This is a genomic window from Naumannella cuiyingiana, from assembly GCF_013408305.1.
GTDB classification, from domain to species: domain Bacteria; phylum Actinomycetota; class Actinomycetes; order Propionibacteriales; family Propionibacteriaceae; genus Naumannella; species Naumannella cuiyingiana.
The window spans coordinates 2,205,348-2,217,977 of the sequence record NZ_JACBZS010000001.1; the positions used below are offsets into that span (position 1 = coordinate 2,205,348).

The following is a 12,630-nucleotide window of genomic DNA, read 5'->3' on the forward strand; positions in this document are numbered from 1 at the left end:
AGCCCCCTCCGTCCGTCGCGCCACACTGCGCGGGACCGGCGAGCGAACTATACCTATATCGACTTCGATCGGCCAGAGAATCGGGTGGCGCCGATGCTTGCGGCCACGACGCAGGCGATAGCGACCCACTCGATCACGCCGAGCACCTCGCCCAGCAGCGCCAGCGCGAACACGGCCGCGGCCGCCGGCTCGAGGCTCATCAGGATGCCGAAGACCTTGGGTGGCATGGTCCGCAGCGCGGTGATCTCCAACGAGTAGGGGATCACCGAGGAGAGGATGCCGATCGCGATGCCGATGCCGACGACCCACAGTTGCAGCTCGGTCAGCTCGCCCCGGACGGTCACCAGCACGGTCATCCCGAGCGCGGCGAAGGCGCTCGCCACCGTCAGCCCGGACAGCCCCGACCAGCCGCGGCCGAGGCGGGCGCCGAGCAGGATGTAGCCCGCCCAGCACGCGCCGGCGAGTGCGGCGTACCCCACCCCGATCGGGTCGAGCCGGACCGGGCCGAAGCCGAGCAGCACGACACCGGTCGCGGCCAGCACGACCCAGATCACGTCCCGCAGCCGTCGCGAGCCGATCAGGGCGACCCCGAGCGGTCCGAGGAACTCGATGGTCACCGCCAGCCCGAGCGGGATTCGGGCGAAGCTCTGGTAGATCGCCCAGTTCATCGTGCCGAGGCAGGCGCCGAAGGCCAGCACGAGCAGCCAGTCCCGACCGGTACGCCGAGAGAGCCCGGGGCGGGCGATGAGCAGCAGCAGCGTCGCGGAGGTCGCCAGCCGGAGCCAGACGATCACATCCGGGCTGGTCACCCCGAACAGGCCCTTGCCGAGCGCGGCGCCGAGCTGCACCGAGCAGATCCCGGCGATCACCAGCCAGGTCGCGGGTATGCGTCGCAGGGCGGCGAATCGGGACACCCGAACAGCCTCGCAGACGGCGCCGGTCCTCCGGTGGTCAGTCCATCTGGTCGGCGTAGGCCGACTCGGCCAGCCGGACCAGCCCGTCCCGGATCACCCGGGCCCGCTGCTCGCCGATGCCCTCGACGGCCAACAGGTCGTTGATCGTCGCGGCGAACAGCTCCTGCAGGCTGCCGAAGTGATCGATCAGTCGGCTCGCGAAAGAGGTCGGCAGGCGGTTGATCTGGGCGAGCTGGCGGTAGCCGTGCGTGCTCACCCGGGTGTCGAGATGATCATTCCCGCCGAAGCCGAGCGCGCGGGCGGCCTGCACGGGTTCCAGCAGGTCGGCCGCGGACAGCTCGGTGAGGCCGTCCAGGTGGATGCGGTGCTCCGGATCGGAATAGTCGAGCTCGAGCAGGTCGCCCAGCTCGTCGAGGCGACCGGTCAACTCCTGGCGTTGCATCTCCAGCAGCCGGCCGAGCGTACCGAGCTCGATCACGTAGGCCGCGGTCTCGGCGTCGAGGCGGCGCACCATCTCCAGCCGCTGGGCGACGAAGGTCACGTCCTTGACCGTGACCTGGTCCTGCACCTCCAGCGAGGACAGCTTGTTGGTCTGCTCGAACAGCCGGGCGCGGTAGCGCTCCATCGTCTGCAGGGCGAGATTGGCCCGGGCGAGCAGCACCTCGCTGCGCTCCAGCACCCGGGTGGTTCCGCGCAGGAAGAGCGTGATCGTCGACATCGCCGCCGAGACCGTGATCACCGGCTTGCCGGTCTGCTGGGAGACCCGGTCGGCGGTGCGATGCCGGGTCCCGGTCTCCTCGGTCGGGTAGGAGGCGTCGGGCATCAGGTGCACGCCGGCGGTGACGATCCGCTCGGCCTCCCCGGACAACACGATCGCGCCGTCCATCTTGGCCAGCTCGCGCAGCTTGGTCGGGGTGAAGGACACATCGATGCTGAACCCGCCCGTCGAGACCTGGTCCACCGCGCGGTTGTGGCCGAGCACGATGAGTGCGCCGGTGCGGCCCTTGAGGATCCGTTCGATGCCGTCGCGCAGCGGCGTACCCGGCGCGAGCATCGCCAGATATCGATGCAGCGTCTCGGGGTCGGGGGTCTCCACGCGATCGAACGTAGCAGCGGATCAGGTCCGCCCCGGACGGAATCGGCGACCGGCCGGTCTGACCTGTCTGACCTGTCAGATATGTGATAGGTTCACGGCGTGACGAAGGTGTTGTTCGAGGCCGTCCAGGACCAGCTCCTGGAGCTGATCGCCGACGAGCGGCTGCGGGCCGGTGACGCGCTGCCGCCGGAGGGCGAGCTGGCGGTCCGGCTCGGCGTCAGCCGAGGGTCGCTGCGCGAGGCGACCAGGAGCCTGCAGTCGATGGGCGTGCTGGAGGCCCGCGCGGGAAAGGGACTGTTCGTGCAGGCCTTCTCGCTGCATCCGGTGATCCGGATGCTGCCCTACCGGGCCATCGCCTCGGGAGCAGAGCTCAAGGAACTACTGGAGCTGCGAGCGGCCCTCGAGCGCGGGCTGATCGACCGGGTCGCCGCCGAGCTGACCGACGACAAACTGGCCGAGCTGGACGCGATCGTCGACGAGATGGATGCCCTCGAGCGGGCCGGCCGTGCCTTCCCCGAGCAGGACCGCCGCTTTCACCGGGCGCTCTATGTGGTCGTCGGCAACCGATTGGTGCTGGACGTGCTCGACACCTTCTGGGAGCTCAGCACCCGGATGCGCCGAGAGCTCCCGCCGCTGCGCTATGACGATCTCGCCGAGCGGCACCGCGCGATCGTCCGCGCGCTCCGGGGCGACGGAGACCCGGTCCGGGCAATGGACGAGCACTTCACCGACATCCAGGCCCGGGTGACCGAGATGACGTCGGGGGAGGACGCCTCGTGAGCGCTCCGGCCCCGCTGGATCGCGCCAAGGGCATCGTTCCGGCGCTGCCGACGCCGTACGCCGCGGACGGTGCGCCCGACCTGCGCGTGTTGGCTGCGCTGACCCGCGACCTGCTGGACGCCGGCGTCGACGGCTTCTACGTCGGGGGCAGCACCGGCGACGGCATCATGCAGACCCACGACGAGCGCGTCGCCTGCATCGCGGCGGTGGCCGCCGAATGCGGGGGTCAGGTGCCGGTCATCGCCCATGTCGGTACGCCGGACACGGCCTCGACGATTCGACTCGCCCAGGCCGCCGCTGACGCGGGCGCGAGCGCCGTGTCCGCGATCGCACCGCCGATCCCGTTGGAGCGCGCCGAACTTCTCGGCTACTTCACCACTGTGGCCGACGCGGCGCCGGTGCCGTTCATCCCCTACTACTTCCCGAAGCGGTCCGGGGTCGAGTTCGACCTGGCGTTCCTCGCCGAAATGGTCGCTCCGGCGTCGGTGGCCGGCGTCAAGTTCACCTCACTGGACCTCTACACGCTGAATCGGCTGACCCGGCTGCGCGGCGGCTCGCTGATCGTCTGGAACGGCCACGACGAGGTCTTGTTGGGCGGCCTGGTGGCCGGCGCCGCCGGCGCGATCGGCTCGACGTTCGGCGTCGCCCCCGGGCTGTACACCGAGCTGCTCCGGGCGTACCGCGCCGGAGATCTGTCCACCGCCCGGGCCCTGCAGGACCGTGTCACCGACCTGGTCGCCGCGCTCGTCGGCGTCGGAGTGATGCCCGGCCTGCGGGAACTGCTCCGCCTGAGCGGGTACGCCATGGGCGAGCCCCGTCCTCCGCACCGCGGCCTCGGTGCACCCCAACGCGAACAGGTCGCCGACCTGTGGCGCGCACTGCGCGCCTGATCACCACGCCAACCGAAGGAGTCTGACGTGAACCCGATGCCGTTGTCTGCCATGTCTCGACGCACCCTGCTCGCCGCCACCCTCGGCGCTGCCGCCGCGGGCGCACTCGGTGCCTGCGCGCCGCGGGGCGGGAGCGCCCCGGCGCCCGCCGGCGAGGGCGATGGCTCGCTGACCTTCTGGCACTACTACGGCGGCGGGGCGACCGCGCCGCTGGAGAAGCTGTTGGCGCGCTACAGCGAGGAGTCCGGGGTGCAGGTCACGCCCCGGCTGATCCCGTTCGGTGACTTCAACCGGACGCTGCTGCAGGCGGCCACCGCCGCCGGGCTGCCGGACATCGCCCTGGTCAATGCCTTCGACACCGCACTGTTCGCCCAGTCGGAGATGATCACCGACGTGTCCTCCCGGGTGAACACATGGGGGCAGAGCGACCAGTACTTCAGCGGCCCGTGGGCCACGACCCAGGTCGGTGGGGCGACCTACGCCGTCCCGCACGTGGCCGACACCTATTCGCTGTGGATCAACAACGAGCTGCTGCCGGATGCGGGCGTCGAGACCTGGTCCGACGTCGAGCGCGCCGCCGGCTCGGTCGCCAAGGACGGCGTGAGCGGGCTCGCGTTCAGCGGGATCGAGGGCGTCGAGGGCTCGACCGCGTTCATCCTGCGATTCCTGGCCGCGGGTGGCGACATCCGCAAGCTCGACTCCGAGGCCGGACTGGCGGCGTTGGAGTCGCTGCGCGGCATGGTCGAGTCCGGGGCGGTGAGCGAGGGCGTGCTGACCTGGATCGAGGACGATGTCACGACCCAGTTCCAGAACGGCACGGCGGCAATGATGATCAACAGCGCGTCCTACCTGTCGGGGCTGCGCGAAGCCGGCGTCGACCTGCGGGTGGCTCCGATGCCGGCCGATCGGGAGCAGGTGTCCTTCCTCTCCGCGGAGAATCTGACGATCACCCGCGACTCGGGCAATCCCGACGCCGCCTGGGAGTTGATCACCTGGTTGCAGCGACCGGAGGTGATGAACGAATACCTGCCGGAACGCAACAAGCTGCCGGTGCGTTCGGACACCGCCGAGGACCCCCAGTGGTCCGACCCGACGATCCGGGTCTTCGTGGATCAGTTGGATGTCGCCTGGGCGCCGGACGAGGAGACCGCGCCGGCATCCGCCGAGATCTTCACCGCGGCCCAGGGCGCCTTGCAGGCGGCCCTCTCCGGTAGCAGTTCCCCGGCGGATGCGCTCGCGCGGGCGCAGGCGACCGTGGACAAGGCGCTGGCCTGAGGTCTGCGGTGACCAGCACAGCGCCGGCAGTGCCCGAGCGCCGCAGGCGGCCGCGAACGCGCGGGCTCGGCCGCTATCTCTACCTGGCGCCGGCGGTGCTGTTCGTCGCCGCCACCACGATCTACCCGCTCTACTACAACGTCAGCCTGAGCCTCTACGACGCGACGATGCAGAACTTCGTCGCGGGTCGGCTCTCCTACATCGGCGCCGCCAACTACGCCACGGTGCTGGCCGACGGCAGCCTGTGGGTCGGGTTGCGGACATCGCTGATCTACACCCTGGGCACCATCGTCTTGATGTTGATCATCGGGATGGCACTGGCGTTGTTGCTGCAGCGCCCCTATCCGGGCCGCAACCTGATCCGAGCCATGCTGTTCCTGCCGTATGTGCTGCCGTCGGTGGTCGGCGCCAATGTCTGGCGATGGCTGCTCGACGGCTCCTACGGCCTGTTCAACGAGCTCTTGCTGCGGATCGGGATCATCCGCGCCCCCGTCTTCTGGCTGGGCAACCCCGACACCGCGCTGCTCGCGGTGATCATCGCCACGGCCTGGACGATGGCGCCCTTCGCGATGCTGCTGCTGGTGGCCGGACTGCAGGGCATCCCGGCGAGCCTGCACGAGGCAGCCGCGCTGGACGGCGCCGGGGCGATCCGGCGGTTCTTCGCCGTGACGCTGCCGCTGCTGCGCCCGGTGACCCTGGTGGTCGCGCTGCTCGGCTTCATCTACACCTTCCGGACCTTCGACACGATCTTCATCATGACCCGCGGTGGCCCGGGCGATGCCACGACGGTGCTGCCGATCATGGCGTACCAGCAAGCGTTCGTGAGCTTCGATCTCGGCAGCGGCGCCGCGATCAACACGCTGATGCTGATCATCCCGACGGTGCTCGCGCTGCTCTACTTCCGCGCCACCCGTAGCGAGGACGTCCGATGATGCGCGCCCGCGTGGTGCAGGTCGTCGGACTGCTGGTCGCGCTGGTGTACCTGGTGCCGGTCTACTGGATGGTCGCCACGTCGCTCAAACGCAGCGAGGACGTGTTCGCCATCCCGCCGGCCCTGGTGCCGAACCCCCCGACGACCCAGGCCTACGTCGATGCGGTACTGGACAACGAGGCGGTGCTCCAGGGGATCCGGTCCTCCATCGCGATCACCGTGCCGACCCTGGTGCTGACCCTGCTGCTGGCCGTGCCCGCCGCCTATGGCTTGGCCCGTTTCAGATTGCGCGCCGCCGGGGCGGTGATCTTGTTGATGCTGCTGGCGCAGATGCTGCCGACGATCAGCCTCGCGCTGCCGATGTTCGCGATCTTCAGCGAATGGGGGCTCGTCGACAGTTACGCCGGACTGGTGATCGCGAACACCTCCCTGGCGCTGCCGTTCGCGGTGATCATGCTGCGGCCGTACATGCTGGGCATTCCGCAGGATCTGATCGAGGCCGGGATGCTGGACGGCTGCACCGGGTGGCGGGCATTCCTGCAGATCGGGCTGCCGCTGGTCCGGCCGGGGTTGATCATGGTCGCGACGCTGACCTTCGTGATGACCTGGGGCGAGTTCGTCTTCGGCCTGACCCTGGCCACCAGCGACGCCACCCAGCCGGTCACGGTGGTACTGAACCGCTTCATCGCACAGTTCGGCACCCAGTGGACGAATCTGATGGCGGTGTCGACCGTGATCGCCATGCCGATCGTGATCGGGTTCATCGTGCTGCAGCGCTTCGTCGTGGCGGGGATCTCCGAGGGCGCCATCAAGGACTGACGCGGCGCCCGGCGCGCCGAGCGGCCGGCGATGTCGGTGGCACGACCTAGGGTGCAACCCATGGCGAAGGCAGCGGCGAAACCGGGTTTCAGGTGCAGCGAGTGCGGGTGGGCCACCGTGCGCTGGGTCGGTCGGTGCGGGGAGTGCCAGGCGTGGGGGAGCGTGCAGGAGGTCGGCGCACCGAAGCTGCGTGAGGTGCGCGCCCAGGCGCCCACCTCGGGCGCGGTGCCGATCGCCCGGGTGCCGAGCGAGGGGTCGGCCCGGGCGCTGACCGGCGTCGGCGAACTGGACCGGGTGCTCGGTGGCGGCCTGGTGCCGGGGGCGGTCGTGCTGCTCGCGGGAGAGCCCGGCGTCGGAAAGTCGACGCTGGTGCTGGAGGTTGCGGCGCGCTGGGCGCGCGCCGGGCGGCGCACCCTCTATGTCTCGGGCGAGGAATCGGCGGCGCAGGTGCGCCTGCGCGCGGGGCGTACCGATGCCCTCGCCGACGAGCTGTATCTGGCCGCGGAGACCGATCTCGGCACGGTGCTCGGCCACATCGAGCAGACCGACCCGAGCCTGCTGGTGGTCGACTCGGTGCAGACGATCGGTACGCCGGATGCCGACGGCTCGCCCGGCGGCGTGACCCAGGTCCGCGAGGTGACGGGCGCGCTGGTGCGGATCGCCAAGTCGCGCGGGATGGCGGTGCTGATCATCGGTCACGTCACCAAGGACGGCAGTATCGCCGGTCCGCGGCTGCTGGAGCACCTGGTCGACGTCGTGTTGGCGTTCGAGGGCGACCGGCACTCGGGCTTCCGGATGGTGCGGGCCTCGAAGAACCGTTTCGGGCCGGCCGACGAGGTCGGCTGTTTCGAGCTCGTCGACGCCGGGATCGCCGAGGTGCCCGATCCCTCGGGCCTGTTCGTCTCGCAGTCGGTGGCGGTGCCCGGCACGGCGATCACGGTGACCATGGAGGGCCGCCGGCCGCTGCTGGCGGAGGTCCAGGCGCTGGTCACCCCGACCCCGCAGCAGAATCCCAGCCGGGTCAGTGCCGGCCTGGACCGGCAGCGCCTGGCGATGGTGTTGGCGGTGCTGCAGAAGCGCTGCCGGATGCCGCTGCACAACCAGGACTGCCACGCCTCGTCGGTCGGCGGGGCGCGGGTCACCGAGCCGAGCGCCGACCTCGCGCTCGCGGTCTCCATCGCCTCCAGCTACGTCGACGCCGCGCCGGTCGGGGTCGGCCGGGTGGTCGCGCTGGGCGAGATCGGGCTGGCCGGCGAGCTGCGCCGGGTGCCCGGGCTCGAGCGGCGGATCGCCGAGGCCGGCCGGCTCGGCTTCGACACCGCGATCGTGCCCGCCAGCCTCGACCTGCCGCCCGGCCGCGGTCACCGCGACGAGCGCCTCGGCATCACGATCAAGCCGGTCGCCACCGTGATGGAGGCGATGGAGGAGCTCGGCTTCCCGGGGCGGCGACGCGCGTCATGACCCGCTGGCCCCGATGCGATTCATCTTCTGATTGTGTTCTGAAGTAAGGTGATGCCATGTCCGGTCGCCGCAAGATGTTCCAGTCGTCTGAGTTGTCCCGTCATCCCGCGCCCGTGTTCGACGCGGCCGAAGACGCGCCCGTGGAGGTGACCCGTCGCGATGGGCGACCGCTGGTGCTGATGTCTGCCGACGAGTCCGACGAGCGCGATGAGTTGCTCGCCCTGGCCGGGCAGATCATCGCGATCACCACCCGCGCCGGCGAAGATTCGCTCGGGGATCGGTTCGCCGAGCGCTTCGACTGGATGCTCGCCCTCGATGCGGACGATCGGGAGCGGTGCGCCGGAGCTCTGGTCGAGGCGTCCAGGGCGGCGTTCGCGACGGGACGCGCGCATCTGGCCGTAGCCGAGCTGGCCTCGTGGCGATCCACCGCGATTGCCCTGGCCGAAGGCCTGCGCGCCACGGAACTCGACTGGCTCGCCGAGCCCTTGCCGGTCGAGCGGCCCTGAGCAGGGGCCGACGTGGGAAGGAAGGGCGCGGTCCCCAGGCCGGTTCGGACCACCGAGTACGCCATCGTGTTCGGCACGCGGCAGGCCGAGCGCGGGTGGCAGGCGCTGCTGGCCAACCAGCGCAACAGGTTGGCGGAAGCCTGGGATGACCTGGTCCGGGACCCGAACGCGATCACGCCCACGATGCACCCGCTGAGGGGTGCGCTGGCCGACATCGAGCGGGACGGCCGGGCACACCAACGCAGACAATATGAGCTCTCCGGAGGTGCGCGGATCTGGTACTTCGTGACCGAGCGCACCGTCGTGCTCGAGAACGTGCACACTCGGCATCCCAACCAGACCAAGTAGCGATACCGGCCGTGCTCGTCTCGCCCGGTCAGCGCGGCAGCGTGCGGGCCACCTCGACGGCGAGCCGGTTGGCCTCGGGCTCGCCGACCGTGATCCGGATGCCGTCGAACGCATCGCCGGCGAGGTAGCTGCGGACCATGATCCCGGCGGCGGTGAACGTCTCGCCCCACTCGGCGGTCCGCTCACCCGCGGGCAGCCAGACGAAATTGCCCTGGCTGTCCGGGACCTCGAAGCCCGCATCGCGCAGGCCGGCGCCGAGCGTTTCCCGCTCCGCGACGATCGCCGTCACCCGCTCCAACAACTCCGCCTTCGCGGCCAGCGATGCCGCCGCGGCGACCTGGGCCGGCAGGGACACCGAGAAGGCCGGGGTCAGCGCCCGCGCCGCCGCGGCGACTTCCGGCGTACCCACACAGAATCCGACCCGCAGGCCGGCCAGGCCGTATGCCTTGGAGAACGTCCGCAGCACGACCACATTCGGGTAGCGCTCGGCCAGCTCCAGCCCGCGCGCCGCTTTCGGGTCCGTGACGAACTCGACATAGGCTTCGTCGATCATGATCAACACGTGATCGGGGACATCCGCGATGAACGCCTCCAACTCGGCCTGCGGCACCGTCGGACCCGTCGGGTTGTTCGGCGTGCAGATCATGATCACCCTGGTCCGGTCGGTGATCGCCTCGCGCATTCGGTCAAGATCATGCACGGCTCCCGGGCCGAGCGGCACCTGCACGGGCACCGCGCCGTGACTCAGCACCGTGATCGGATACGCCTCGAACGACCGCCACGCGAAGATCACCTCGTCGCCCGGTTCGCACACCGCGCCGACCAGGTGTCCGATCACCGACACCGACCCCGTGCCGAGCGCCAACTGGTCCGGCGCGACGCGAAGATCCTCGGCGAGCGCCGCCGTCAGGTCGACATTCGCCATGTCCGGGTAGCGGTTCATCCGCTCCAGCGCGGCATGCGCCTCGGTGAGCACTCCCGGCAGCGGCGGATAGGGATTCTCGTTGCTGGACAACTTCCACGACACCCCGCCCGGCCCGAGCGGGGCGGGCTTGCCCGGGCGGTAGGGCGGCAGCGCGGCGATCGCCGGCCGGATCCGGACTCCGCTCACAGCCGGACCGGCCCGGCAGGGGTCTCGAAGTGCGCGGCCAGGATCCCGGGCTGCCCGTTCGGCGCGACCCAGTCGATCTCCAGATCGGCCATCAACGAGTCGACCGGGCCGCCCATCCAGTCCTCCAGCCGCGCCCGATCGCCGGCGATGTCGAGCTTGATCAGCTTCACCTCGCTGTGCAGCGCGCTCGGCAGCACCGAGGCCTCGCTCAACCAGCTCAGGAAGAACGGCAACTGCGGGTCGGCCTGGGTGCCCTTGACGCCGATCTGGCGCCACTCCAGCTTGCGGCCGTCCGGCAGGTGGCGGCTGCCCGGCACGGACTCACGGCCGAGCCGGTCCTCGAAGGGGGAGAGATCGTCGACCGAGACCACCCAGCCGATCCAGCCGCCGCCGAGCTCGGAGCGGGCGCGGACGATCTGGCCGTAGGGCGCCTTCTCCGCCGCCGGATGATCAAGGACCTCCACGACCTCGACGTAGCGGGAGTCGGTCAGCGGGATGAGCCGGTTCCGGGTGCCGAACCGCGGGTGGAAACCACCGTCTCGGGAGTCGGTGCCGAGTGTCTTGCTGAGCTGATCCGCCGTGGCCTGGAGACCGTCCGGACCGGCGGCAAAGGAAAGATGGTCCACACGCATGACCGTCATTGTGGCCGGGAACGTTTCGGCCAGATTTCCGGGGTCGCTTCGAGCCGGCGGAGCGATGTGATACGCGCCACGTTCTCGCGGCGCCCGACGGTGCCCGCCGGCCGGGCCGATCAGCGGCGCCGGACGGTGGCCGGATGGCGCATCCCGGCACCGCGGGCGGCCTCGAAGCGCTCGCAGTGCCCGACCAGTTCGGCGTACCCCTGCGAACCCATCAGCTCGGTCAGCTCGTCGGCATTGGCCAGATAGACCGGCTCCTTGCCGCCGTGCGCCTCGGTGTTCGAGGTGCAGTACCAGTCCAGGTCGTGGCCGCCGGGACCCCAGCCCTCGCGGACGTACTCACCGATCGAGACCTCGGTGTAGGAGGTTCCGTCATTGCGCTCGACCTCGCGGAACTGCCGGCGGATCGGCAGTTGCCAGCAGACGTCCGGCTTCGTCTCGACGAAGCTGCGGCCCTCCTCGATCGCGAGCAGGTGCAGCGCACAGCCCGAGCCCGCCGGGAAACCCGGGCGGTTGTGGAAGATGCAGGCGCCGTCCACCACCCGCGTCTTGCGCTCGACCGAGCCGTCGTCGGACTTCTCCTCCTCGACCCAGCCGCCGCGCCTGCCCTCCTTGCGGAACTGCCACAACTCCGGTGTCAGCCGCTTCACCGCCTTCGCCACCCGCCGCTCGTCGTCGCGGTCGGCGAAATGCGCGCCGAGCGTGCAACACCCGACGTCGGGCGCGTCGGCATAGATCCCGGGACAGCCCTGCCCGAAGATGCAGTTCCAGCGCGAGGTCAGCCAGGTCAGGTCGCACCGGAACACCTGCTCGTCATCGGCCGGGTCGGCGAACTCGACGAAGGCGCGGGGGAAGTTGGACGACACCTCGGGCATGCCGGCCAGCGTAACGGTGTCCAGCACCGTCGCCGATGATCAACGCTAGGGTGAGCGGCCATGCGGCTCGGCGTACTCGATGTCGGTTCCAACACCGTGCATCTTCTTGTGGTGGACGCGCGCCACGGCGGTGCGCCCGCCCCGGCGGCCTCCGACAAGTGGGTGCTGCGGTTGTCCGAGCACATCGATGACGACAACCGGATCGCCCCGGCCGCCGTCGACGCCCTCGTCGCCACGATCGAGCAGGCCCAGCGACGCGCGGAGGACTCCGGCTGCGCCGACCTGCTCGCGTTCTGCACCTCGGCGATCCGGGAGGCGACCAATGGTGAGCAGGTGCTCGAGGCGGTACGCCGGCGCACCGGGCTCGACCTGGAGGTGATGACCGGCCGGGACGAGGCGCGGGTGACGTTTCTCGCGGTACGCCGGTGGTTCGGCTGGTCGGCCGGACGGCTCGCCGTCTTCGACATCGGCGGCGGCTCGCTGGAGATCGCCGGCGGCCCCGACGAGGACCCCGAGATCGCCCTCTCGGTGCCGCTCGGTGCCGGCCGGCTGACCCGGGAGTTCGGCACTGACCTGGCCGGGATGCGCCGCCACGTGCGGGCCGGGATCGGGGCGGTGATCGGCGATCTGTCGCGGCGCGGCCCCTACGACCGTGCGGTCGGCACGTCGAAGACCTTCCGAACCCTCGGGCGGCTGACCGGAGCGGCGCCGAGCAGCGAAGGGCCGTTCGTGCCGCGGTTCCTGGATCGCGCCGAACTCGCCGAGTGGTTGCCCAGGCTTGCCGAGATGAAGCCGGCCGAGCGGGCCAAGCTGCCCGGCGTCTCCGCCGGCCGGGCGGGCCAACTGCTGGCCGGCGCGGTCGTGGCCGACGCCGTGATGGACCTCGCCGGCGTGGATCGGCTCGAGCTGTGCCCGTGGGCGCTGCGCGAGGGCGTACTGCTGCGGCACATGGATCACCTGACCAACGGTGCGGGCTAGTCTGGACC

At 70.5% G+C, this 12,630-nt stretch carries 14 protein-coding genes; 9 read left to right on the top strand and 5 right to left on the bottom strand.

Annotated features, from left to right (window positions below):
* Positions 1-53: 53 nt before the first annotated feature.
* On the bottom strand, positions 54-914 hold the full coding sequence (locus GGQ54_RS10190) for an EamA family transporter (protein ID WP_179445283.1): 861 nt from the start codon (positions 912-914) through the stop codon (positions 54-56).
* A 37-nt stretch (positions 915-951) separates the two neighbouring features.
* Positions 952-2,010, bottom strand: coding sequence for a DNA integrity scanning diadenylate cyclase DisA (disA, locus tag GGQ54_RS10195; RefSeq protein WP_343045926.1), 1,059 nt, complete (start codon positions 2,008-2,010; stop codon positions 952-954).
* 99 nt (positions 2,011-2,109) lie between these two features.
* On the opposite strand from disA, the gene GGQ54_RS10200 reads away from it, so the two are divergent.
* The 8 genes from GGQ54_RS10200 to GGQ54_RS10235 are packed head-to-tail and all read left to right on the top strand — an operon-like array spanning position 2,110 to position 9,020.
* Positions 2,110-2,790 carry an FCD domain-containing protein gene (locus tag GGQ54_RS10200; protein ID WP_179445284.1) on the top strand — a complete coding sequence of 227 codons (681 nt, stop codon included), beginning with the start codon at positions 2,110-2,112 and terminating at the stop codon, positions 2,788-2,790.
* Complete coding sequence (locus GGQ54_RS10205; RefSeq protein ID WP_179445285.1) at positions 2,787-3,680, top strand: dihydrodipicolinate synthase family protein; 894 nt, start codon at positions 2,787-2,789, stop codon at positions 3,678-3,680. Before GGQ54_RS10200 ends, GGQ54_RS10205 begins: the two co-directional genes overlap by 4 nt.
* Before the next feature lie 36 nt (positions 3,681-3,716).
* Positions 3,717-4,955 carry an extracellular solute-binding protein gene (locus tag GGQ54_RS10210; RefSeq protein WP_246293337.1) on the top strand — a complete coding sequence of 413 codons (1,239 nt, stop codon included), beginning with the start codon at positions 3,717-3,719 and terminating at the stop codon, positions 4,953-4,955.
* An 8-nt stretch (positions 4,956-4,963) separates the two neighbouring features.
* Positions 4,964-5,887 (top strand): ABC transporter permease subunit, encoded by a 924-nt coding sequence (locus tag GGQ54_RS10215; protein WP_179445287.1) that lies wholly within the window; start codon positions 4,964-4,966, stop codon positions 5,885-5,887.
* Positions 5,884-6,705 (top strand): carbohydrate ABC transporter permease, encoded by an 822-nt coding sequence (locus GGQ54_RS10220; protein ID WP_179445288.1) that lies wholly within the window; start codon positions 5,884-5,886, stop codon positions 6,703-6,705. Before GGQ54_RS10215 ends, GGQ54_RS10220 begins: the two co-directional genes overlap by 4 nt.
* Before the next feature lie 60 nt (positions 6,706-6,765).
* Complete coding sequence (radA, locus tag GGQ54_RS10225; protein ID WP_179445289.1) at positions 6,766-8,166, top strand: DNA repair protein RadA; 1,401 nt, start codon at positions 6,766-6,768, stop codon at positions 8,164-8,166.
* A gap of 56 nt (positions 8,167-8,222) precedes the next feature.
* Complete coding sequence (locus GGQ54_RS10230) at positions 8,223-8,672, top strand: type II toxin-antitoxin system Phd/YefM family antitoxin (RefSeq protein ID WP_179445290.1); 450 nt, start codon at positions 8,223-8,225, stop codon at positions 8,670-8,672.
* A 12-nt stretch (positions 8,673-8,684) separates the two neighbouring features.
* Positions 8,685-9,020 (top strand): hypothetical protein, encoded by a 336-nt coding sequence (locus GGQ54_RS10235; protein ID WP_179445291.1) that lies wholly within the window; start codon positions 8,685-8,687, stop codon positions 9,018-9,020.
* A gap of 28 nt (positions 9,021-9,048) precedes the next feature.
* Here the strand turns inward: GGQ54_RS10235 and hisC are convergent, their stop codons facing one another.
* The 3 genes from hisC to GGQ54_RS10250 form a co-directional block, all read right to left on the bottom strand.
* Positions 9,049-10,131: a histidinol-phosphate transaminase gene (gene hisC / locus GGQ54_RS10240; RefSeq protein ID WP_179445292.1), complete on the bottom strand. Its 1,083-nt coding sequence runs from the start codon at positions 10,129-10,131 to the stop codon at positions 9,049-9,051.
* Complete coding sequence (locus tag GGQ54_RS10245) at positions 10,128-10,763, bottom strand: VOC family protein (RefSeq protein ID WP_179445293.1); 636 nt, start codon at positions 10,761-10,763, stop codon at positions 10,128-10,130. Before GGQ54_RS10245 ends, hisC begins: the two co-directional genes overlap by 4 nt.
* A 119-nt stretch (positions 10,764-10,882) precedes the next feature.
* Positions 10,883-11,644: a DUF3109 family protein gene (locus GGQ54_RS10250; RefSeq protein WP_179446549.1), complete on the bottom strand. Its 762-nt coding sequence runs from the start codon at positions 11,642-11,644 to the stop codon at positions 10,883-10,885.
* Positions 11,645-11,704: 60 nt separating this feature from the next.
* Here GGQ54_RS10250 and GGQ54_RS10255 point away from each other — a divergent pair, with 60 nt between their 5' ends.
* On the top strand, positions 11,705-12,622 hold the full coding sequence (locus GGQ54_RS10255; RefSeq protein ID WP_179445294.1) for a Ppx/GppA family phosphatase: 918 nt from the start codon (positions 11,705-11,707) through the stop codon (positions 12,620-12,622).
* The last annotated feature ends 8 nt before the right edge of the window (positions 12,623-12,630 follow it).